Origin of the sequence: Shewanella sp. SM95 (genome assembly GCF_025653595.1) — a bacterium.
Classification (GTDB): domain Bacteria; phylum Pseudomonadota; class Gammaproteobacteria; order Enterobacterales; family Shewanellaceae; genus Shewanella; species Shewanella oncorhynchi.
Window position 1 is genome coordinate 1 of the sequence record NZ_JAKKSE010000028.1, and the last position, 23,180, is coordinate 23,180.

23 protein-coding genes and 1 pseudogene are annotated in these 23,180 nt (G+C 45.2%); 13 read left to right on the plus strand and 11 right to left on the minus strand.

What is annotated here, in order from left to right; genetic code table 11:
• The coding region (locus L5M29_RS20815) for a transposase (protein ID WP_411569023.1) at positions 1 to 229 on the plus strand (229 nt) is incomplete at its 5' end.
• Here L5M29_RS20815 and L5M29_RS20820 read toward each other — a convergent pair.
• Positions 226 to 600 carry a hypothetical protein gene (locus L5M29_RS20820; protein WP_411569051.1) on the minus strand — a complete coding sequence of 125 codons (375 nt, stop codon included), beginning with the start codon at positions 598 to 600 and terminating at the stop codon, positions 226 to 228. The two genes, L5M29_RS20815 and L5M29_RS20820, sit on opposite strands and share 4 nt — an antisense overlap.
• A gap of 548 nt (positions 601 to 1,148) precedes the next feature.
• On the opposite strand from L5M29_RS20820, the gene L5M29_RS20825 reads away from it, so the two are divergent.
• The 5 genes from L5M29_RS20825 (at position 1,149) to L5M29_RS20845 (ending at position 5,449) form a co-directional block, all read left to right on the plus strand.
• Entirely contained in the window at positions 1,149 to 3,263 is a 2,115-nt protein-coding gene (locus L5M29_RS20825) for a heme lyase CcmF/NrfE family subunit (RefSeq protein WP_263169837.1), read from the plus strand.
• A complete protein-coding gene (locus L5M29_RS20830) occupies positions 3,263 to 3,682 on the plus strand; it encodes a cytochrome c-type biogenesis protein CcmH (protein WP_028761784.1) in 420 nt (139 codons plus the stop codon). The genes L5M29_RS20825 and L5M29_RS20830 overlap by 1 nt, the downstream gene beginning before the upstream one ends.
• A gap of 17 nt (positions 3,683 to 3,699) precedes the next feature.
• On the plus strand, positions 3,700 to 4,284 hold the full coding sequence (locus tag L5M29_RS20835; RefSeq protein ID WP_263169840.1) for a TlpA family protein disulfide reductase: 585 nt from the start codon (positions 3,700 to 3,702) through the stop codon (positions 4,282 to 4,284).
• Between the two features lie 174 nt (positions 4,285 to 4,458).
• Positions 4,459 to 5,037, plus strand: coding sequence for a nucleoside triphosphate pyrophosphohydrolase family protein (locus tag L5M29_RS20840; RefSeq protein WP_105250355.1), 579 nt, complete (start codon positions 4,459 to 4,461; stop codon positions 5,035 to 5,037).
• 124 nt (positions 5,038 to 5,161) lie between these two features.
• Complete coding sequence (locus L5M29_RS20845; RefSeq protein ID WP_113939223.1) at positions 5,162 to 5,449, plus strand: helix-hairpin-helix domain-containing protein; 288 nt, start codon at positions 5,162 to 5,164, stop codon at positions 5,447 to 5,449.
• Positions 5,450 to 5,460: 11 nt separating this feature from the next.
• Here L5M29_RS20845 and L5M29_RS20850 read toward each other — a convergent pair whose 3' ends face one another.
• The 4 genes from L5M29_RS20850 to L5M29_RS20865 form a co-directional block, all read right to left on the minus strand.
• Complete coding sequence (locus tag L5M29_RS20850; RefSeq protein ID WP_113939224.1) at positions 5,461 to 6,543, minus strand: AI-2E family transporter; 1,083 nt, start codon at positions 6,541 to 6,543, stop codon at positions 5,461 to 5,463.
• Between the two features lie 226 nt (positions 6,544 to 6,769).
• Positions 6,770 to 7,687, minus strand: coding sequence for a TlpA family protein disulfide reductase (locus L5M29_RS20855; protein ID WP_219250996.1), 918 nt, complete (start codon positions 7,685 to 7,687; stop codon positions 6,770 to 6,772).
• A gap of 221 nt (positions 7,688 to 7,908) precedes the next feature.
• A complete protein-coding gene (locus tag L5M29_RS20860) occupies positions 7,909 to 8,958 on the minus strand; it encodes an NAD(P)H-dependent flavin oxidoreductase (RefSeq protein ID WP_263169843.1) in 1,050 nt (349 codons plus the stop codon).
• Positions 8,959 to 8,992: 34 nt separating this feature from the next.
• Entirely contained in the window at positions 8,993 to 9,388 is a 396-nt protein-coding gene (locus L5M29_RS20865) for a VOC family protein (RefSeq protein WP_263169847.1), read from the minus strand.
• A 298-nt stretch (positions 9,389 to 9,686) separates the two neighbouring features.
• Between L5M29_RS20865 and torT the strand changes: the two genes are divergently transcribed.
• Positions 9,687 to 10,679 carry a TMAO reductase system periplasmic protein TorT gene (gene torT / locus L5M29_RS20870; RefSeq protein ID WP_263169849.1) on the plus strand — a complete coding sequence of 331 codons (993 nt, stop codon included), beginning with the start codon at positions 9,687 to 9,689 and terminating at the stop codon, positions 10,677 to 10,679.
• A gap of 122 nt (positions 10,680 to 10,801) precedes the next feature.
• On the opposite strand, the gene ubiA is transcribed toward torT, so the two are convergent.
• Together ubiA and uvrD are read right to left on the minus strand one after the other, a co-directional pair.
• The gene (gene ubiA, locus L5M29_RS20875) at positions 10,802 to 11,662 is read right to left on the minus strand and encodes a 4-hydroxybenzoate octaprenyltransferase (RefSeq protein WP_006084316.1); all 861 of its coding nucleotides are present in this window, start codon (positions 11,660 to 11,662) and stop codon (positions 10,802 to 10,804) included.
• Positions 11,663 to 11,800: 138 nt separating this feature from the next.
• Entirely contained in the window at positions 11,801 to 13,969 is a 2,169-nt protein-coding gene (uvrD, locus tag L5M29_RS20880; RefSeq protein WP_263169851.1) for a DNA helicase II, read from the minus strand.
• A gap of 590 nt (positions 13,970 to 14,559) precedes the next feature.
• Here uvrD and L5M29_RS20885 point away from each other — a divergent pair.
• The 3 genes from L5M29_RS20885 (at position 14,560) to L5M29_RS20895 (ending at position 17,385) form a co-directional block, all read left to right on the plus strand.
• Positions 14,560 to 15,438, plus strand: coding sequence for a restriction endonuclease (locus L5M29_RS20885; protein ID WP_219250994.1), 879 nt, complete (start codon positions 14,560 to 14,562; stop codon positions 15,436 to 15,438).
• Between the two features lie 132 nt (positions 15,439 to 15,570).
• The gene (locus L5M29_RS20890; protein WP_263169853.1) at positions 15,571 to 15,996 is read left to right on the plus strand and encodes a GNAT family N-acetyltransferase; all 426 of its coding nucleotides are present in this window, start codon (positions 15,571 to 15,573) and stop codon (positions 15,994 to 15,996) included.
• Between the two features lie 189 nt (positions 15,997 to 16,185).
• Positions 16,186 to 17,385: a class I SAM-dependent methyltransferase gene (locus tag L5M29_RS20895; protein ID WP_131524220.1), complete on the plus strand. Its 1,200-nt coding sequence runs from the start codon at positions 16,186 to 16,188 to the stop codon at positions 17,383 to 17,385.
• A gap of 25 nt (positions 17,386 to 17,410) precedes the next feature.
• On the opposite strand, the pseudogene L5M29_RS20900 reads toward L5M29_RS20895, so the two are convergent.
• The 4 genes and pseudogenes from L5M29_RS20900 to L5M29_RS20915 form a co-directional block, all read right to left on the minus strand.
• Positions 17,411 to 17,857 (minus strand): annotated as a pseudogene (locus tag L5M29_RS20900) (NUDIX hydrolase).
• 51 nt (positions 17,858 to 17,908) lie between these two features.
• A complete protein-coding gene (locus tag L5M29_RS20905) occupies positions 17,909 to 18,787 on the minus strand; it encodes a neutral zinc metallopeptidase (protein WP_263169855.1) in 879 nt (292 codons plus the stop codon).
• Between the two features lie 130 nt (positions 18,788 to 18,917).
• Positions 18,918 to 19,343: a hypothetical protein gene (locus L5M29_RS20910; RefSeq protein WP_263169856.1), complete on the minus strand. Its 426-nt coding sequence runs from the start codon at positions 19,341 to 19,343 to the stop codon at positions 18,918 to 18,920.
• Positions 19,344 to 19,354: 11 nt separating this feature from the next.
• Positions 19,355 to 19,486 (minus strand): hypothetical protein, encoded by a 132-nt coding sequence (locus L5M29_RS20915; protein ID WP_263169858.1) that lies wholly within the window; start codon positions 19,484 to 19,486, stop codon positions 19,355 to 19,357.
• A gap of 368 nt (positions 19,487 to 19,854) precedes the next feature.
• Between L5M29_RS20915 and L5M29_RS20920 the strand changes: the two genes are divergently transcribed.
• The 3 genes from L5M29_RS20920 to L5M29_RS20930 all read left to right on the plus strand — a co-directional run bounded on the left by L5M29_RS20920 (position 19,855) and on the right by L5M29_RS20930 (position 23,075).
• On the plus strand, positions 19,855 to 21,351 hold the full coding sequence (locus tag L5M29_RS20920; RefSeq protein WP_219234791.1) for a helicase HerA-like domain-containing protein: 1,497 nt from the start codon (positions 19,855 to 19,857) through the stop codon (positions 21,349 to 21,351).
• A gap of 365 nt (positions 21,352 to 21,716) precedes the next feature.
• Entirely contained in the window at positions 21,717 to 21,839 is a 123-nt protein-coding gene (locus L5M29_RS20925) for a hypothetical protein (protein WP_105250371.1), read from the plus strand.
• A 279-nt stretch (positions 21,840 to 22,118) separates the two neighbouring features.
• Complete coding sequence (locus tag L5M29_RS20930) at positions 22,119 to 23,075, plus strand: TAXI family TRAP transporter solute-binding subunit (protein WP_105250372.1); 957 nt, start codon at positions 22,119 to 22,121, stop codon at positions 23,073 to 23,075.
• The last annotated feature ends 105 nt before the right edge of the window (positions 23,076 to 23,180 follow it).

Consider the following 23,180-nt stretch of genomic DNA (forward strand, 5'->3'; position numbering starts at 1 on the left):
TGAAAACAGCTTACACTGGGTGCTAGATGTCTCAATGAAAGAAGATAGTTGCCAGATTTACCAACATCATGGGGCAGAAAATTGGGCCATGCTTAGGCAAATATCACTCAATATGCTTAGGGCAGAACCTTCTAAGGGAAGCATTCCGGCGAAACAGAAAAGAGCTTGGATGAAACCTGAATATCTAGAATCGGTTTTATTAGCAGGATTGCAGTTGGGCGAATTTTAAACATTCATGCGGTTGCCCTGATATTTTTGGCTATCACCACCGTGTAAGTATTCTTCACCACGGTCACTGACCTTATAGGTTCCTTTTAAACGACCTTGCTCGGCATATTTAAATACCGGATGATTTTCAAAAAGAAAATCAAACAACTCTTTTTCCTGAACAATATAATCCTGCAGTGTTCTTACACCACGGGACTCTAGTGTTAGATCGGGATTAGCCATAATTCCCTGAGCTTCCGCACTCTGTTGTTTATTACCATAGCCAGGCTTTACCTCGCCCGGTTTAGCATCGGATGCTATTCCGGCCACACTGACGATAGTACCTAAACAAAACAGCACGCTGAGTGCTATTTTGGATTTCCATCGTTTCATCATTCACTCCTAATTATCATTAGTTTTTTATTTTCCACTGAACCTAACTGCTCACTGAACGACATAAACAATTGACCAGTTACAGCATGGTGGAGGCAAAAAACCATTAAAAATCAGAGCTAGAGCACACTAAATTCCCGCTGATAAATCAAGATGAATAAAATCAATTAAAACAAATTAAATACAATAACTTACAAAATTAATGTCATTTATTTTTTAGAAGTTAAAAAGCACATTTCAGTTATAAAAAAAACTAAAAATGCGTTTGATTTTTCAAAAAACATCAAGCGTAAAAAGGAATGATTTAATAACGGATAAGATCACATTATTAAATGCGAAACTCGACTAATCTTAAAATCAACAGTGATTAAATCTTGTGATTAAACTGACTTTTACTACGAAAAGATTATATGTAAATTTAAAATCACAAGAAAATAACTCAAGTTTCTGAGCGAACTTAATAAAATCAGCATGTAAAAATCACACGGGTAAAATAGCCAACTGTAAACACTATATTACCGCGACCACATTATTCTAAGGCATAATAAATGACAACTATGCTTCCAGAAATTGGACATATATTACTGATCATCAGTAGCGTATTGGCATTATTTTCTGCAGCACTACCTTTAATCGGTATTAAGCAGAATAATGCCTATCTGGTAGGATTAAGCCCGATACTCTTTAGAGCTATATTTACCTCGGTATTTGTTTCACTTCTTTGCTTAATTTATGGCTTTGTCACTGATGATTTTTCTGTTGCTTATGTCGCAAACCACTCGAATAGCCAATTAGCATTGGGTTACAAAGTGGCCGCCGTTTGGGGCAGCCACGAAGGGTCAATGCTGTTTTGGATATTTGCGATTGCCCTTTGGGGCGCGATCATTAGTTATCGCATAAAGATGGCGGATTGCACTCAGGATAAGGCCAGCGATAAATACCAAGACGCCCTGTATTTTGCGAGGCTGTTGGCCATTTTGGCGTTAGTGATCCTAGGTTTTAACCTATTTTTACTCTTTACCTCTAATCCCTTTGCCCGTTTATTACCTAACATTCCGATTGAAGGGCGAGATCTTAACCCTATTTTGCAAGACATAGGACTAGTACTGCATCCGCCCATGCTCTTTCTTGGTTATGTTGGCCTCACAGTTTGCTTTGCCGCAGCGTTAGCATCACTGCTCGGTGGTGGTTTTAATACTCGTCAAATTAACTATTTACGACCTTGGGTATTATTAGCGTGGGTGTTTCTAACAGGCGGCAATGCCTTTGGATCTTGGTGGGCCTATAACGAACTGGGTTGGGGTGGTTGGTGGTTTTGGGATCCGGTAGAAAATGCCTCCTTTATTCCTTGGCTTGTGGCAACAGCATTAGTGCATTCCCTCATTCTCACTCAACGTACTCATGGCTTTAAACTCACGACTTTACTGCTGTGCTTATTGGCATTCTCACTCAGTTTACTCGGCAGCTTTTTGGTGCGTTCCGGCATAGTGCAATCGGTACATGCCTTTGCCGCCGATCCGACCCGTGGCATGTCAATCCTCTGCTTATTAGTGATTTTTGTTGGGGCTGCGTTACTCATTTTTGCACTCAAAGCCCACCATTTAAAACAGGATGTGACTTTCGCGCTTTTCAGTAAGGAAACACTGTTACTGCTCGGGATCGTTATCTTAGTCGTAGCAGGGTTTTCCGTATTGCTCGGTACATTTTACCCTTTGATCTATGAGCTACTCGATTTAGGTACACTTTCAGTGGGGGCCCCTTATTTCAACGCTATATTTGTCCCCCTCACTTTCTTGCTTGTCCTGTTAATGGGCATTGCGCCCTTAGTGCAATGGCAAATAGCGCAATGGCAAATAGTGCAATGGCAAAATGCCTCAAAGACTCGTATTACTTCCCTGCTCATTCCTAGCCTAGTGATATTAGCCGTCGCAGGCTGGGTAAGCTTACAGGCCGCCTCGGGCAGTAGCTTATTTTTACTCCTTGGCACTGCCGCAGCACTTTGGTTGCTAGTGTGTTTATTGCTCACGATATTGGCAGCCTCGGGATTAGGTAGACGAATATATGCCCGGCAATTAACCCAAAACCGCAATGAGCACGGCTTAAATCCTCCCGTTAAATCATCAAAACAAGGGTTTATAGCCATGCTATTCGCCCACTTTGGGGTGGCTATCACTATTATTGGAGCGACATCCGTCTCCTTTTTTGAACAGGAAGCCCTACTGCGAATGGGGCCTGGTCAAGGTAAGCCTTTGGCGAGTTATGTCTTAGTTTATGAAAGCACAGAGAATGTTGAAACCAATAGCTTTACCGCCATTCAGGCCAATATCAGTATCCGCGATGGTGCGAATGGTGAACGGGTTTTAAGCTATATCACACCACAACGGCAAACCTTTAAAAGCAATGGGATGGAAATGTCCCACGCGGGTATCGATCATGGATTCTGGCGGGATATTTATGTGTCTATGGGGCTGCAATTAAGTGACAGCGAATACCTTATCCGCATCAGCTATAAACCCCTTGCGAGTTGGATCTGGCTGGGCGCCATATTAATGATGCTAGGTGGGGCGATTGCCGCTTGGCCTACTCGCCATTTTAGCTACCAAGCTGATTTAACAACCTTAGTTAACCTATCCCATCACAAGCCACAGGAGACGCTTGCCTAATGAATCCAATATTGCGCTTTTTAGTCTTACTGCTCCCTATCACCTTATGTGGGATAGGGATCCCATGCTTATCCGTCGCGCAAGCTCAGCCCATATCAAGCCTTTCCTACCAGCAACAGGCAATAGATATCAGTAAAGTGCTGCGTTGCCCTATGGCGACGAATCAGAGCCTATTTGAATCACAGGCGCCAATCGCCCACGAGCTCAAAGCACAAATATTCTCGATGCTGGAACAGGGGCAAAACCAAGATGAGATTATCGATTTTATGGTGCAACGCTATGGTCAAAAAATCCGTTATCAACCTGAATTTAAAGCCTCCACCTTCGCACTTTGGTTTGGGCCACTGCTGTTATTAGTGCTTGGTGTTGGGTTGTGTCTCGCATTGGTAACCCGTAGAAAAACACAAACGACTATTTAAAAGTAAAGGATAACCAGATGAAATTACAATATTTTCCCTTTGTTCTACTCGTGTGTTTGGGTCTGTTTTCTAATAACAGCCCAGCCCACTCACTAGACAATAAACTCTACAGTACGGGAGAGCCCCTCCCTAAGCCCCTTGTGATGACTGGTTTTATAGAAATGCAGCACGCACGCGGCGTACCAGAAGTTCCCTTTATTGATGAATCAGGACAAACCCAAACCCTAAAACAGCACCAAGGAAAATTGGTTTTAGTCAATCTTTGGGCAACCTGGTGTGCACCCTGTTTAAGGGAAATTCCAGAACTCCAAAAGCTTAAGCAGCAGTATAAAGGGAAGAATATCGCAATCATTCCAATCTCTATCGATGAAGAATCTAAAGATGTACGCCCTTTTCTTAACCAACATGGCTTTAGCGGCTATGCCACTTGGCTTGACCCGGAGCAAAACATAGAACAAATCATTCCCGCGAATGTCGTACCCGCCAGTTATATTTTTGATGCTAAAGGTAATCTTGTCGGTTTTGTGCGGGGATATCTCGATTGGGCTGATAAAGACGTTGGCCCTTATCTTGATCAACTGATTGCAAAATACAGCCAATAATCACCAAGTAACACAGACTCACAATATATTTCTTCGTTCGGTCATCCGCCAAAATTTGCCGAAACCCGCTGCCGCCTATTTGACTGCGGGTATTTTTATCTCTACCCCATCTTTGTATTCTGCGACGCATTTCTTTAAAATTGCCGCCAAACTCTTTATTTCAAGGCAAATCAGATGAAACTCACCCGCTTAACTCAACCTATTTATGACCACTTATATCGTGATATCAGTGAGTTTCGTAGCACCTTCGACTTGCCCGTTAATGATGTTGATTCTTTAGATGACAAGGCCGACACTTTACATACTTCACTGATTATTGAGGAGTTAACTGAACTTGCCGAAGCCGATAGCCGTATCGAACAGGCCGATGCCATCGTCGATTCTGTATACGTATTAATGGGCCGCCTAGTGCACTTAGGCGCGCAAGCAATGACAGACAGACTCGAAATCAGTTACCTGATTGACTTGTTGCTTTGCGTGGCTCAAAACCGTGAAATCGACTTTATTAGCTGCTGGGATGAAGTCCACTCGAGCAATATGAGTAAAGTGTGCCGTAACGAGCAAGAACTGGCCGAGACCATTGCCTTCTATGCCAAGCAAGGTGTTGAAATTGTCGGTAGTCAGCAAGGTGATTTCATCATAGCGAAATGCGCTAAAGATGTGGAAATGGCAGGTAAAGTGGTTCGCCAAGGTAAGGTACTAAAATCGGTTTACTATCGCCCAGCGGATCTGACAACACTGGTTAAAGCCTAGATTTTATAGCTTTTTTTAAGAGCCTGTTATTTGCAGGCTCTTATTTCGCCAAGGCAATTATCTCGCCTAAGCGATTATCCAGCAGTAATGACTTTTCAGCGTGTGTTTTAACGAGGCAATCCGTATGAATCCAGCAAAAGTCGTGCGTGCCGAGGTTAAGCAATTAACTGATTTACCGAATATTGGCAAAGCCTGTGCGGCGGATTTACGTTTGCTTGGCATAGATAAGCCTGAGCAGCTGTTAGATAGAAACCCCTACGAGCTGTATCAAACGCTGTGCGACAAAACGGGCCAGAGACACGACCCCTGTATGCTCGATGTGTTTATCTCCATCACCCGTTTTATGGCAGGTGAAGATGCTAAACCTTGGTGGTTTTACACCGATGAGCGCAAAAATACCTTAGAGAAATGATGCTTTAGCGACTATCTATCCGCCTGTTTATCCAATGGTATCGTTTCGGGCTCTTCCCTTAACCACTCACGCCAAATGGCCACCAGCAGGGCCATCAATACTGGACCAACAAACAAACCGACAAAACCCATGGTTTTTACGCCGCCGATCAAACCGAAAAAAGTCGGTAAGAAAGGCAATTTAATCGGCCCACCGACAAGATTGGGCCGCAGGGTTTTATCAACAATAAACAACTCTATGCTGCCCCAAAGAAACAAGCCGACCCCCGCCGTCATATCGCCAGTGCCGACAAGGTAGAGTGAAATCAAGGTAAACATGGTTGGCGCGCCGCCGGGAACCAAGGCCATAAAGGCGGTTAACACCCCAAAAGCCACGGCCGAAGGTACTCCCGCAATCCAATAGGCAATCCCCAGCACTATGCCCTCACCAATTGCGATAAGCGTCATACCTATCACGGTAGAACTGACTGTTGCAGGCACCACACGGGAAAAACTATGCCAGCGAGCAGGCAACACTCGCTCACCCACGATATCCAACTGTTTAGCCACTTGCGGACCATCTTTATACAGGAAAAACAAAGTGATCAGCATAAAAAGTAAGGTCAATAACAACCCTAAAGTATTCCAACCCAATTGCAGCACCCAACGGGAAATGCCACTCAAATTCTGGCCACTGATGGCACTGATAATTTGGCCTAATTCATGGGGTTCACCAATAAACTGCTGCCATTGCAGGGTTAACCATTCGCCCATCCAAGGCAAGTCTTTGATCCACAAGGGCACGGGCGAACCATGTTGGTTAGTAAACACCAACCAATCAACCCAAGTTCTAATCTCTTGTAACGCATAGGAAAATACAAACACCAGCGGGATAATCAGCCCGAGCACAATACAACATAGGGCAATGGTTGCCGCCAACGCCGAGCGACCACCGCATTTTGCCAATAGTTTTTGATAGAGAGGCCAACTTGAAAAACACACAATCAATGCAGCTAAGGCGGGCACTAAAAAATCGATAAAAAAGAATACGCCAGCACACAAGAGCAAAACCAACAAACTACGACCAATAGCGGCATTACTGAAAATCGGCGTCATAGTGCTAACCCCCCCACACAATAAAATTCAACGATAAAATGGAAAACACTCTGCATTACACCAAACAAGGTTAACGCTTAACCAACTCGTTCTACGAATCAGTTTATTGCGCAGTGCTTCCCATGGGCAATGACTTTAACACCGAATATTAAGCTGTGTATCTATTCAATCTTTGAAGACAAAAGGCCTTTGGATATCTATCAAAGGCCTAACATTTGGAATGAGCTTATTGAGCCGAAAGTTGCTCAACTACTTTCTCTGGCTGGCTAAAATCGGTAATACGCTGAATAACTTTACCATCCTTAACCCACAGTAAAGTAGGAATATTGCGGATTTTAAAATGATTAAATAACACACCTAATTCATCGATACTAAAATCGACTTGAGTTTGATAAAGCTGCTTAAAATCTTCGAGCGCTTTATCGTCTGTCCACAAATGATTGACCACACCGTGCCACGCTTTATTAGGCACTTTTTGCGCGAGATTATTTAAACCTTTTTGAACGGTAATACACTCTTTAGACATTTCTGGGCGGCTATCAGCCAAATACCAATCACACCATGTTGCGGTAAAAAAAAGTAAATGCTCACCTTGTTCCCAAGGTTTCAGTAACTTAGCTGTTTGTTCGGCACTGGGTGCCTCCGTTGTCTGCGCAGTCAACTCTTGGCCATTCGCCAACATATCGATAAATTTATCTAAATTAGCATCTGACTCATGGCTAGTGTAAACCACATCTCCAGCACGATTGATTAATACACTATAGGGCGTACCGACCAAACCTAAAGCCACACCCAGCTCGCCTTCATTATCCAACCACACGGGCATAGTGAGCCCGAAACGCGCGATAACGTCAGCAATCTTAGGTTGCTCTTCATTAATATTGATGTTCACCGCGACGATATTAATCTTGTCCTGATATTTCTTCTGCAGGGCTTCAAAATGCGGCATTTGCTCCATACAAGGTTGGCACCAGGTTGCCCAAAACTTTAGGTATATCGGCTTGTCACCCGCAACACTGGCTAAAGTCACTTGCTGCTGATCTGGATAGGTTTTAAGTGCGATATCTTGATAGGCTTTGTCGCCCGCAAACGTAGCAAAACTCATAACGGCAAGGCACATAACAATGATTTGACGTAACAACATAGTGTTTTCCTTAAATTGATAGATCACTCGCATCCACGACTATGGGGCCAGTGATTTGCAGCCATTTGTACAGAAAAAACATAATTTAAAAGAAGCGACAGTCTACCCAGCAGCCAACCTTTAAACAGTGAGTATAAACTAACAAGCCGCTAATTTAGTCATGTAAAATGTAAGCCTTGGTGAGCATACCAATGAGTATTAATAACCTATTCAACAATATCTTAGACCATCAAACCTAACGCCAATTGCCTCGTCAGCTCTGCGGCGGGAATCGCCTGACAGCCGGTTGCATTTTGGCCACACCAAAGTGGGCTAAAATCACCAAATCCTTGTTGTTCAGCGGCGCTTCGCAATACTGCGACGGCGCTTGAGGCGAGCGGAAAATCCGGTGCTGCATTATTGATGGGGCCAAGCTCTGCCATAAAACGATTCATAATTCCACGGGCGGGTCGACCAGTGAATAAGTTAGTCAGAGCCGTATGCTGCGCCGCCTCACTTTGCAGGGCGGCACGGTGAATATCACTGGTGGTACATTCGGGACAGAGTAAGTATGCCGTCCCCACTTGCACCGCCGAAGCGCCCATCGCCATAGCGGCGCGCACTGTCTTGGCGTCGACTATGCCACCCGCTGCAATAACAGGAATATCAACGGCAGCAATGATTTGCGGCAATAGACTAAAAGTGCCTAACTGCTCGGTTAAATCATCGGATAAAAAATGCCCCCTGTGACCTCCGGCCTCTAAACCCTGCGCAATAATGGCATCCGCACCACGCGCTTCAAGCCATAGGGCTTCTTCTACAGTTGTCGCTGTCGAAATGATTTTTGAACCCCAAGACTTTATCTGCAGCAACAAATCTTCATTCGGTAAGCCAAAATGAAAACTCACCACCTCAGGTTTAAATTTAGCTAACACTGCAGCCTGGGTGCTGGTATATGGCGCGCGTTGTGCCCCCACGGTTTGGCTATCAGGATTGACACCCAACTCAGAAAAATAAGGCGCGAGTTGATTAAGCCATGCGGCTTGTTTCGCTGCTTGCGGTTCAGGTTCGTGATGACAAAAGAAGTTTACATTGATGGGCTTAGTCGTCTGGGTGCGAATATGTGTCAAGGCGGTATCTAAGGCTTCGAGGGATAACATGGCGCAGGGCAAAGATCCCAACGCCCCCACTTGCGACACAGCTATCGCTAAGGCACTGCCCTGAACACCCGCCATCGGCGCTTGAATAATCGGTAATTCGATTCCAAATAATCGGGTTAACTGGCACGGCATACATCACCTCCTTTGACTTGTTATCACTTGATGCTCAATCCTGATATGGCCCCGCGGTTAAACGCTGGGAGATCCACCACAGATTGCCCACGGGATCCCGCACCCCACCTTGGCGATCGCCATAGGGCATATTCGCCACTTCCATCACTAATTCACCCGCAGAGGCGAGTGCCTGAGCCACCGTTTTATCAGCATTTTCCACATATAAATAATAGGATGCGGGCATAGGCGTAAAAGCTTCACTCGCCTCACTCAACATAAATAAACAGTCGCCGATTTGCATCTGTGCATTAGCTATTTTGCCATCAGCCCGACGGGAAATATGTAGCGCTTTAGCATCAAAGGCTTGCTGTAAAAAAACCACTAAACTATCGGCATCAGCGATCATCATATACGGGCTAACCCGTGCAAATCCTGGCGGAATAAACATAACGATTCCTTGTTACCTAAGCATGAAATTGATCATAAAAAACCACTATTAGCCAATGACTATAGACTAAGCACGAGGGCGAAAACTAGCCCGCAGCCATTAAGCCTTCAACGTGAAATGTAAACTTAAGCATTCAGTGAACGAGCCAAAGCGTAAAGCCTGCGGATGCTTTGCCCCACGGCGTTTAAGTCATTTTATATCTTTGCGACCAAACCATAACAGTACTGCTTTACGCTTGTTATTAAACAATAAATTAGCTTTATTTAACTATGATTAAGCAACTACGGATCCTTGTTCTATGCTTAGTTCACTGTTCACTTACCATGATGAGCCTATGCACTTGACTGCATTCTTCGCCCGTTCCCTCAGGATTTGCCTCCTCTTAACCCTCAGTAGTTTCGTCTTTGCAGTGCAGGCAGCTTGGTATCCCGCCGATGTCATTGCCGACGGTCAAAAGACCCTCTACACGCCACTCACTAAGGCCAATAAAGCATGGCGGATCTGCGCCTTACTTCCCCACGGTAAAGATCAATATTGGTGGGGCGTCGCCTTTGGATTATCACAAGAAGCCGAGCGCCAAGGCGTAACGCTTGGCATTTATGATGCTGGTGGATATGACAAGATTGAGCAGCAAAAACAGCAACTCCATGATTGTTATGCACTCAAGGCTCAAGCTTATATTATTGCCGCCAATACCGCTGACGGACTGATTGCGGATATTGAACAACTCAGCGCTGCGGGCATTCCGGTTATCGATTTAGTCAATGGTATCGCGACCGACAAACTCACGAGTCGATCCTTAGTCAGCTTTGAAGATATGTCCGTTGCGGCGACAGAATATATTGCGGCGCAGCAGCGAGAAGCTATCAATCAGGAGTCACCTAAGCTTAAGGTGGCGTGGTTTCCTGGGCCTAAGGGTGCATCTTGGGTGATGGCGGCGGAACAAGGATTTAGACGGGCGGCAGCTAAACAAGAGTTCGACACAATTGAAGGCGGTTACGGTACGACGGAGTTATTTGTTCAAGCGGATTTGGTGCGAAAAGTACTTGCAAAACAAAGCGTAGATTATGTAATTGCCAATGCGGTGGCGGCCACGTTCGCGGCGCGCTTTTTAGATGGACGCCGGAATCAAACCGGCAAAGTCATCGCATTTTACTCTAATGCGCAAACTATAGAATTAGTACAGAAAAAGCAGCTACTCGCAACAGTCAGCGACTCACCGGTATTGCAGGCTCGAATTGCTATCGATCTGGCGGTGCGCGCACTCGAAGGTTCGCCCTATCCCCGCTGAGTGAGCCCAGTTATCAAGGTCATCTCCCAAGACAACATCCACCAAATCGATTTAGAACAGATATTAGCGCCGGAAAATCAATGGATGATCCATCAAGATCTGCCCAGCGTAAACGATGCTCGTTAAATCAAATAATCCGCACCCAACCCAACAAATAAGGCTAAACCTGCCCAGTTATTATTGAGGAAGGCTTTAAAACAAGGGGCTCGCTCGCGACCAAAGATCAGCATTTGTTGGTAAGTGCTAAAGCCAACAAAAGTCAGTATGCCTAAACCATACAGCAAACCACGGTCGGCGCTCCAACCTGCGGCGATAAAGCAAGCCAAGGCGGCAAGCTGAAATAAGCCTATGATTTGGCGATCATATTTACCAAACAAAATCGCAGTAGATTTAATACCCACTTTGAGATCATCGTCCCTATCGACCATGGCATACATGGTATCGTAGGCGACAGTCCAACACCAATTGGCGGCAAATAACCACCAAGCCTCCATCGGCACTTCACCCGTTTGCGCGGCGTAAGCCATAGGGATAGACCAACTCCACACTATGCCTAAAAACATCTGTGGCATGTTGGTGATGCGTTTAGTGAATGGATAAATAATAGTGAGGATAATACCGACAACGGATAATTTAACGACTAATCCATTGAGTAATAAAACTAAACCAAAAGCGGATAAACCTAAAATGACGAACAGTATCAGCGCTTCTTTGGTGCTGATTTCGCCACTGGCTAGCGGGCGTGATCGAGTGCGTTCAACAAAAGAATCGAGATCGCGATCAGCATAGTCGTTAATAATGCAGCCACAGGCACGCATGATCACTACGCCAATAATGAAGATAACCAAGACCTTAAGATCCGGCATACCACCCGCAGCTAACATTAGCGCCATCAAACATGGCCACAGCAATAATAGCGTACCTATGGGGCGGTCGATTCGAGTAAGACGGGAATACACATCCCACTTTTGCTTTAAATTCATTAACTAGGTACTCCCAATACCCTCAAGTTTCCACTCGTTTTCAGGCTTAGCATCATATACCCATGCTTCTCCCGATGCGAATTCATCCCCTAAAAGCGTGTCACAAAAAGCTGACATTTATCGCGTTCAGGGCTGGTATTAAAGCGCCTCTAACCGAGCGTAAGCCACCACTAACCACTTGCTGCCAAAGTCAGTAAAGCTCACTTGTACTCGCCCTTGGGCACCGCTGCCCTCAAAGTTGGTCACTTTACCTTCACCAAATTTAGGATGATTGACTCGTTGGCCGACGTTAAAACCCGTATCGTTTGTGGCAGCCGATTTTTGGGCGCTGAAACGATTATTCGCCATCGGCGTTGAAACCTGCGCCTTAAGACGGATTTCATCCACATATTGCGGCGGGATCTCTTTGATAAAACGCGACGGCCGAGCATAATCTTCGCGGCCATAAATGCGCCGCGATTCCGCATAAGTTATGTAGAGTTTTTCCATGGCGCGGGTCATGCCCACATAGCAGAGACGGCGTTCTTCATCGAGTCTATCGCCCTCTTCGAGCGCCATTTTACTCGGGAAGAGCCCTTCTTCGACACCCGCCATGAACACCATAGTGAACTCTAACCCTTTAGCAGAATGCAGCGTCATTAGCTGCACCGCATCGGTAAAGGCATCGGCTTGGCCTTCGCCTGCTTCGAGCGCCGCGTGGGATAGGAAACCGTTAAGTTCGCCCATGTCCTCCATCTCTTCTGGCATTTCGAAAGTACGCGCCGCCGTGACGAGTTCTTCTAAGTTTTCGATTCTAGCGTGGGCTTTTTCACCCTTTTCGGCTTCATACATGGCCTTAAGGCCCGACGCCTGGATCACAGTATCGGCCATGCGATACAGCACCATATCTTGGGTGTCTTCACGCAGTGTCATGATTAAGTCCATGAAACCACGCACAGAATTTGCTGCGCGACCCGCAAGCACTTTCTCGTCGAGCAAACGTACACTCGCCTGCCACAGGGTTAACTCATGCTGGCGCGCAGTTGAACGCAAAATATCCAAAGTGCGATCGCCAATGCCACGGGGCGGCGTGTTCACCACACGCTCGAATGCCGCATCGTCGTCTTTGTTATTAATCAGCCGCAGATAACCCATGGCATCTTTAATTTCTTGGCGTTCGAAGAAGCGTAAACCGCCGTAGATGCGATAGGCTAAGCCTTTGTGTAACAAGGCTTCTTCCAATACCCGCGATTGAGCGTTAGAACGATATAAAATCGCACAATCGCTGAGGTTGCCGCCCTTTTCGTGCCAATCATTAATTCGACCGACGATAAAGCGCGCCTCGTCCATTTCATTAAAGGCGCAATAGAGCGAAATCGGATCGCCATCGGCTTCATCCGTCCACAACTCTTTGCCCATACGTTCTGGGTTATTGGCGATTAAGGCGTTGGACGCTTTAAGAATATTGCCCTTCGAGCGATAGTTTTGCTCGAGGCGAATCGTGGTCGCACTCGGGAAATCTTTTAAGAATCTATGTAGGTTTTCAACCTGAGCGCCGCGCCAGCCGTAAATCGATTGGTCGTCATCACCCACTATCATCACATTGGCGGTTTGACCCGCGAGCACACGGATCCACGCATATTGAATGGCGTTAGTATCTTGGAACTCGTCCACCAAAATATGCTTGAATCTGTCTTGATAATGGGCCAACAAGTGCGGCTTATTGAGCCATAACTCATGGGCACGTAATAGGATTTCGGCAAAATCGACTAAACCCGCGCGGTCGCAAGACTCTTGGTAGACCTGATAGATTTTTAGCAGATTCTGCTCAAGCGGAAAACCGCCCGCATCGATATGTTTAGGGCGTAATCCTTGGTCTTTTTTACCATTGATATAACCCTGAGCTTGGCGTGGAGGATATTGTTTCTCATCCAAATTCAAGCTTTTAAGAATACGTTTGATCAAGCGCACTTGATCGTCAGAATCGAGGATTTGGAAGCTTTGCGGTAAACCCGCATCTTGGAAGTGAGTGCGTAACAAGCGATGCGCCAAGCCGTGGAACGTGCCAATCCACATGCGGCCCATATTGGTGCCAGCGACTTTTTCAACTCGCTCGCGCATCTCAGCCGCAGCTTTATTGGTAAATGTCACCGCAAGAATCGAGTAAGGACTCTGCTGTTCAACCTGCATCAGCCACGCAATGCGGTGGGTCAACACCCGAGTTTTACCACTGCCTGCGCCCGCCAACACTAACATGCTAGATTGCGGTGCCGCGACAGCCTCGCGCTGCTTATCATTCAGGCCGTCTAGTAAAGAAGATACGTCCATTCTCGCCTCCAAAAAATCGAGGAGGCATTATAACAGAAGAAAACCCGCCTGCGCGCTTGATCCACAATACAAGAGCCACTAGACGAGAACCATAGGACGAATGACAAGTTGCCGCATCTTACTTTGCAATGGAGTCATAATGACTAAATGAATTAAGCACAGTCATTCCAGTGACTCGCCATTAACTCATCCCTGAGGGCTCGACGACGGCATCCATGCCGTCAACGGTCACTTCCATGACAGTGCTTAATCTTGCCACCCCCTTCAGTAATCTGAACCCCTTCTTACAAGCATGCACACTGTAAATTTAAAGATGGTGGCTAGCTAATTTCTTAGAAACTTACCTTGTAAGCCTTTTTGTTGCTAAGTGACTTATCGTTACTTGAATACTGGACAAAAGTGAATTAAGTTATTGTTTTATATTGAGCGTTCCGATTTATCGACATCATTCTTACCCATTTACATAGATGTGGCAGCGGCCAAGTCCAACAAACGATTTATGCACTGCAAACACCGCAGCGCATAAATACTAAGACGTTAGGCTGGTGTCGAAATCGATGCTTATATACTAAGAAAAATAAGGATTATTCATGACTACATATTCACTTAAAAGGCTAGATTTCGATTTACTAGATTACATCTTCGAAATGAAAGGTGGGTATGTTTTAGATTTCTCAAATCAAACATACTCTGAGTTTTTTAATGATGAGCTAGGAATAAACATCGACGATAATAGGTTCTGCGATATAGGTACAAGTAAAGGGAAGCGGCTGCGCAGTTATTTAAAACAATCTAAAACAGAAGAAGTTTTGAGAGTGCTAGCTTCATTGTGGCAGTATCGTGAGACTAAACGGAAACGAGCGAGCATCGACGAAGAAAAACCAGAGTTAGTATCAGAGTTTAATGAACTCTTGGTTCGCCTTGGCGGGAAAGCCCCCGTGAATAAGAGTAAATCGTCGTTCGTTCCGCATGATGAAGCAATTAATGAAAGTACAGCCAAAGAATTACTGGAAGCTCTGATGCAACTGGCAGCAATGGATCCTCACCCTAGAGGTTACGCGTTTGAATCTTTCCTCAAAAATCTTTTTGATGTAAGCGGGATGTCTGGTAGAGCATCTTTCCGTTTGCTCGGCGAGCAAATTGACGGGAGCTTTGAGCTTGATGGGGAAACATATCTTCTTGAGGCAAAATGGACCAATTTGCCGGTAAACGCTGCTGATTTACGTTCCTTTAACGCTAAAGTTCAAGATAAAGCAGCTTGGTCAAGAGGCTTATTCGTGAGTAATAGTGGTTTTACTGAAGAAGGATTACATGCGTTTGGTCGGGGTAACAGTCTAGTTTGCATGGATGGCCTAGATTTGAGTGAAATGTTAATGAGAAAAATCGGATTTAAGAGCGTTCTATCAAAGAAAGTCCGTCGTGCAGCTGAAACAGGTAAACCATTTGTACGGCTACGCGATCTTATTTAGTAAAGTAAAATACTTAACAAGCGCATTAAATCTGACATTTCAAATTGTCCAATTTTTTGCAAAGAACAAGACGCAAAAAACGTCCAACATGTTCCGCAGCTTATGCGAGCGTTAGTGCTCAATAAGGTTCACATGCAATTTAAATTTATCAAAGCAACAGCCCAAGATTGGGACTATTTGTTTGACCTGAGAAAATTGACAATGGTTGAGCACCTTGAAAAGTCTGGGCAATTCCTTTCTGAAGAGGAACACCAGTTTAGATTAAAAAACTCCTACGAATACTCGCACTTAATTATTTACGACAAGAGCGTTGTTGGTACATTACAGTTCCGCGAATTTGAAGATAAGGTAGAAATTATGCAGCTTCAAATTCACCCTAATAACCAAGGAAAAGGCCTAGGTAGTCTAGTGTTAAAGCAAGTTTTAGAAACTTCAAAACCCAAGTATCTTGAACTAACAGTTTTAAAAGAAAATCGGGCGCTTAATTTATACAAAAGGCTCGGCTTTAAAATTTTTGACGAAGACCAATTTGAATATTTTATGTGTACAGAGCACTAACAAGTCGCTGTAGTATCAATTGAGCGTGTCACTAGAATGACTATGCTTAATCACTACGACCTTCAATAGATAGATCAGCAGCGAAGCTCTGCCTCAACCCTCCTTCTCGATGAGAATAACTTTAGGTAGCGGCGGATCGCGGTTAGAATACTCACCCTGTTTTTCTTGGTTACTTTTTCGGAAACAATCATGTCCCATTCAGCGCTTAATTCTTTTGATGATTTTTACCAGCTTTTGGCTGACAGCTTGGCGAAGAATAGTCTGATCAAACTATTGTTGAGTAAGTACCGAGGGGCAGATAAAAGCTTGCAGCGCATTACGATTCGGCCGATCAGTTTGCAAAATGAATCTATGCTGTCGTTTGTGTATCAACACCAGACGAATCACATCACTAAAAACCTGAGTTATGACGAAGGCTTAGCTAGCATAAAACTGTTACTCGGTAGCGATTTTAAGAGTGCCCACTTAGCCACGGCGCAGGCAGAAGTTCAGCTTGAGATCAGCAAAAAAGGCAAAGTCCAAATCAGCACACATAACGTTAAACAAGCCGTCGCGGCGCCCTTAGAACATGACCGTGAGAAAAAGCGTTTTGTGGATATCGAACGTCCCTTCCTGACCAAGCTAGGGGTGACGGACAGCCAACATAATCTTATCCCTGCGATGTCGCGTAAATGGAAGCAAATCAATAAATTTATTGAGGTTTTCAGTCAAGCACTCGAAGCCTCACCCCACAAGAATGACCAACCGATCAATGTAGTCGATTTTGGGTCAGGCAAAGGCTATCTCACCTTTGCAATCCATGATTACCTGCGCCACAGCCTTCACAATGATGCGCAGGTGACTGGGGTGGAATTACGCCAAGCCTTAGCCGATTTATGTAACGAAACGGCGGCAACGCTGGATCATCAAGGATTGTCATTTGTCTGCGGCGATGTGAGAACACACGCGCCTAAGCAAACCGATGTGATGATCGCGCTGCACGCCTGTGATATCGCCACTGACTATGCGATTCATTATGGTATCCGCGCCAATGCCGACATCATCATGTGTTCGCCTTGCTGCCATAAACAAATTCGGCCGCAGATGCACAGCCCAGAATTGTTTAAACCTATGCTGCAATATGGGGTGCACATGGGCCAACAGGCTGAAATGGTGACGGATTCATTACGTGCGCTATTTTTGGAAGCCAACGGTTATGCGACTAAGGTGTTTGAATTTATTAGCCTAGAACATACCAATAAAAATAAGATGATTTTGGCCGTTAAAAAGCCACAACACAATCAGAAAGACAGCGCCGCAATCCTCGCGCAAATAGCTGACATTAAAGCCTATTACGGGATCAAGGAACATTGCTTAGAAACCTTACTCGCGCAAACCCAAGCCGATTAACAGCCAGCGGTTTACTGGCAAAGCATTAAAACTTTGCGCTCATGACAACCCCGTTGAAATTGAGGCAATCTTTAATTCTTTGCTGCTGAACCGCGCTAAGGGTGTCGATATCGTGGAAGGCAAACTCTGAGTGTTCGTGGCTTAATTGGATCGGCAATGGCTCACTTTCTGCCCCATTTTTTGCCACCTCAGGCACCTCAGGCAATAGCAGTTCACAACGAAAGATAAAGGCTTGGGATTGATAGGCGCTGTGATAATACACGCCGCTCAAATAGTTAACCCGCACACTTAACCCCAATTCCTATTGGCATTCGCGCACTAAGGCCTCGTGAATCGTTTCACCTGGCTCGAGTGCGCCACCGGGCAAACCCCAAGCAAAATTACCATAATTGGCCTTAAGCAACAGCACTTGTCCCTGCGCATTAGTGATAACCGCGTGGCTACTCAATCTAAAGGTATCGTTAAAGGCCACTCAGTTATCCTTGCATTTCTGTTCGGTACGTATTTGAGATATCAAACAAAATCACTTCGCCGCAAAGGTATTACAACTGGCGAGATTACCCGAATCAAACCCTGTCTTAAACCATTTCACCCGCTGCGCCGAACTGCCGTGGGTAAAAGCATCGGGCTGTACGGCGCGACCCGCCATCTTTTGCAGACGATCGTCACCCACAGCACTGGCGGCGGCAATGCCTTCCGCTAAATCGCCCGCTTCAAGTAAGTTAAGTTGTTGATTGACATAATGCCCCCAAATACCCGCGTAACAATCCGCCTGTAATTCGAGTGCAACACTCAATTGATTAGCCTGCACTTTACTGCCAGATTGCTGGGCTTGGCGCACCTTAGTGCTCGTGCCCAGCAGGTTTTGCACATGGTGGCCTACTTCGTGGGCAATCACATAGGCAAAGGCAAAATCACCGGGCGCGCCTAAGGTTTTAAGCTCATCAAGAAAGCTAAGATCGATATACACCTTACTATCGGCAGGGCAATAGAAAGGCCCAGACTGCGCCTGTCCCATACCGCAGCCAGTGGAGGTCATATTGCGATAAAGCACTAACTTAGGCTCTCGATATTGCCCTTTTAACAACTGGCCCCAAACGGTTTCTGTGGTGCCTAAAATGGCCGCCACAAACTGGGCATTTTCATCCTGTACCGCTGTTGTTGAACTAGATTGAGATTGGCTAAGATGAGATTGAGCGCTCGGGTCGAGTGACAGACCACCGGTAAAATACTGAAAAGCAATATAAATGCCGCCGATGAGCAACACCACGCGGCCAAGTTTAGTTCTCAGCAAAAAAGGCAAGAACCTAAGTAACAAGGCACTCGGCACACCCGCAGATGCCATTTGCTGGCCGCGTCGGTCTTCGATATTGGAGCTTCTGTCAGTGTCACGCCAGCGCATCGCATACCTTCACTCTGTAGTTAAAACTTTCATTAAACCGCTATTAAAGTCGCTTAGATGCACAACTCTGATTTCGTATTTGCACTCTAGCGCCTAGCGGTTAAGAGTCTAGTGATTAAGTGTCTAGTGATTATTTCGCCTGTGTATCGCTTGTGGGCGCGTCTTTCAGTGAGCGTAAAAACAACCCTAAACCACCAAAGGCCAAAACGAGGATCACAATCAGTTCAAAGGCCGACATGGATTTAAAGTGGAATTGAATCGAGCTGATAACCCCCACAACCAAGGCCGTAAGCGAACCTAGACTCAACAGCCAAGCTAACTTACTCTTAGCGTCAAAAAACACCATCACAATGCCGATAATAAACGGTAGCATCACCATGCCTGTGGTAATCGACATGCCTTGCCCAAAGGCATTCACTCGATATAAGCCATAGCCCAGTCCAAAACTAGAGCTCACTTGTATTGCATTGAACAATAAATAAAATCCACCACACATCATGGCAAGACCCATAAAAAATTGTCTCGTCCCGCCCTGTGTTCCGCCCGCACCTTTCATAGATATCCTTTCTACATTAACGATTTTTGAGTGGCTTGTTCTATGGCCATTTTCAGCCGCTGATTTTCTTCGACTGCTTTTACTTTTGCATACTGATAACGGCTTTTATCCGCTTCGGCGACACAGCGCTGTTTATCTCTCATGGGCTCATAAGATTCAACACAGGTTCTTGCATCACAGACTCATTCGGTGCAGGCAGATGTCAGCACAGTAAAGAACAAGAGCAGCATAATCAAAGGGAATTTCACCATCAAGCACGCCTCAGTGAATGACAAAAATAACACACTTTATTCATAGGTAACGCCCATATTGCCAATCACACATTTTTGCTAAGTGATATCAAGCTTATTCAGGCCCCATGTTGACATAAATTACGCTAAGGCCAACACTCAATGATGAATTTTTATACGCATGAACGACGACACTAAAGTGGATTAAATACACAGAGGCTAAAATAAGGATGCTGCAACGATTCCAATATAAGCCCTACCGTTAACATTAAGGAATGCCTTTGAATACGCTATTAATAGGAAAAGGTGAACAACAGGTTCACTTAAATCTTAAGTATGCCAATCGCCATGGGTTAATTGCCGGTGCCACAGGGACAGGCAAAACCGTGTCGCTGATGAGTATTGCCGAAGGTTTTTCACGCCAAGGCGTGCCGGTTTTTATCACAGACGTTAAAGGCGATATCTCGGGTCTAGCGATGGCGGGTACCCCAAGTGAAAAGCTATTACAAAGGGCAACTCAAATTGGCATTGAGGATTATCACAACGAAGCCAACCCTGTAGTGTTATGGGATTTAGCGGGCGTTCAAGGCCATCCACTGCGTACCACCATCAGCGAAATGGGCCCAACCTTACTCGGCCGAATTTTAGAATTGAATGACACCCAGAGCGGTATTTTAGACATAGTCTTTCAACTAGCGGACGACCAAGGGTTATTACTGCTCGACTTAGATGATCTGCGGGCCATGCTGGCCTTAGTTGCCGAGGAACGCAAAGAAATCTCCGCCAAATATGGTTTAATCAGCGCCCAATCCCTCGCAGCGATACAACGCTCGGTACTAGGATTAGAGCGCGATGGTGGCAAAGACTTTTTTGGTGAACCCGCGTTACAGCTTGAAGATTTAATGCGCACTAATTTGCAAGGACGCGGCATTATCAATTTATTAGCAGCAAACAAACTGATTTTAACACCCCGTTTATATTCAAGTTTTTTACTCTGGCTACTCTCAGAATTATTTGAGAATCTGCCCGAAGTCGGCGATCCCGAAAAACCTAAGTTAGTGTTTTTTATCGATGAGGCGCATTTACTCTTTGAGGGTTGCCCACCGAGTCTATTAAAACGCGTCGAACAGATCATGCGCCTAATTCGCTCAAAAGGCGTAGGCGTTTATTTTTGCTCGCAATTTCCTGATGATGTCCCAAGCGAAATTCTCGGACAATTAGGTAATCGTATTCAACATGCCCTGCGAGCTTACACGCCAAGGGATCAAAAGGCCGTTAAAACCGCCGCCGAAACCTTTGTGCCTAACCCCAAACTGGTTGTTAGCGACGTCATATCCCAGCTCGCTGTAGGTGAAGCCTTAGTGTCTATGTTAGCCGACAAAGGCGTGCCAACTATGGTCGAGCGCGCGCTCATCGCACCGCCACGTTGCCGCATGGGACCCGCCACAAGTGAGGAGTTACAACAAGTCCGTGTCCAAAGCCCGATTGGAGGTAAATACGATCAGTTAATCAACCGCGAATCGGCCTACGAACGCCTTAACCAAAGACGAGTTGGTAACGCCACCAGCGACACCACATCCACAGCAAGTGATGCTCAAACGGGCCAAAAAGCCGAAGAACAAGGTTGGTTCAGTGAACTCATTTTTGGCAATAAGCGCCGCCAAGGGTTAGCTGAAACCTTGTCAAAACAAGCGGCACGCACGGTTGGCAGCCAATTAGGTAAACAAATTTTGCGCGGTATATTAGGTGGCATGTTAGGTAAATCGAGCCGACGTTAGGCATATGGTACTTAGTTAAGCCTCCAATTAGGGCCCACTAAAACCACAAACAATGACGAAAATAGAGGTACTGTGTCCTTGTTCGCATATTTCTTATACAGGTTAACGCTAGCATTAGCATTAATTATTCTAAGTGATAGATGGATCATGGTACGGAATTCGGTGATAAGATTATTTTGCTGTAATCGCTCATTGAGGCAAATAAATTCACAGATAATTATCAATGATTTTAGATATTTGTAATTTAAAATGTTGTAATTCGAGATAAAAATTTCGCTTCAATCAGGACGTCATGGAATAGGTTCAATTAAGTACGGCTTACATGATTAGCCTGATGAATAACCAAAGAGTACATGGAGTTTTATATGAGTAAAGAGCAAAAAAACCGTAAAGAATCGAAGAAACAACCGCTGATGTCTCCTAAAGAGAAAAGAGCAGCAAAACATGCGAAAAACGCAACTAAAGGTTTCTTAGATAACACTAAATAGTGTCTTGTTATTAGGAGGTTTGTCCTCTAATAACACAAATAGGGTTAACTTAGGTTAGCCCTTTTTATTGCCCGCTTCATTGAACCAACCAAGTTTTACCTCACAATACAACCTTGCTCAAAACAGTCCCAGAACTCAGTTTTGTGATACAAAAGTAGCAGCTATCGACTATAGCCTAATTGACCTTTTTCAGGTTTTATGTAGTTATATTGAGCTGATTACGGTATTTACCGCTCGAAAGACCCTACATAACGCTATAAAAAATAAGGATATTTCATAATGAAAATCAAAAAACGTTTTGTCGCCGTCGGCGCAGCAGTGACCCTCACACTCAGTGCTGCCGCTATGGCTGCTGCCCCCGCCTTTATCAACATTCTCACAGGCGGCACCAGTGGTGTGTATTACCCTATTGGCGTTGCGCTGTCGCAACTCTACGGCACAGGAATCGAAGGTTCTAAAACCTCAGTTCAAGCAACTAAAGCCTCGGTAGAAAACCTCAATTTATTGCAAGCGGGTCGTGGTGAATTAGCATTCGCTTTAGGTGATTCAGTCGCAGCAGCATATCAAGGTGATATTGATGCAGGCTTTAAAACGCCGCTGGATAAAATCCGAGTACTTGCCTCGGCTTATCCTAACTACATTCAAATCGTCGCCAATAAAGAGTCTGGCATTAAAACCTTGGCTGATTTAAAGGGAAAACGTATCTCAGTGGGTGCCCCTAAATCAGGGACAGAACTCAATGCCAGATCGATTTTCAAGGCTGCGGGATTAAGTTATGAAGACATGGGGAAAGTCGAGTTTTTACCCTATGCCGAATCCGTTGAGCTAATCAAAAATCGTCAATTAGACGCCACTTTACAATCTTCCGGTCTCGGCATGGCAGCTATCCGTGACTTAGCTGCGACTATGGCAATCAACTTTGTTGAAATTCCAGAAGATGTGATCGCTAAGATTAACAATCCCGCCTATCAACATGGCGTGATCCCAGCATCGACCTATGAAGGCCAAACCACCGACGTTTCTACCGTCGCCATTCAAAATTTACTGGTGACTCAAAGCGGTGTATCGGATGATTTAGCCTATCAGATGACAAAACTCATGTTCGAGCACTTAGACCGACTCGGTAACGCGCACTCCGCCGCGAAGACCATCAGCGTAGATAAAGCGACGAAAAATCTGCCAATACCACTGCATCCAGGTGCAGAACGTTATTACAAAGAAGTTGGTGCACTCTAAGTTTTACTGATATCTGTGCATCCTATTCCAAACTAAGCAATTGAGATGCCGTTGAATAACGGCATCTCGTTTATATCATCTCTGTAGTCTAATGCTGTGAGGCAT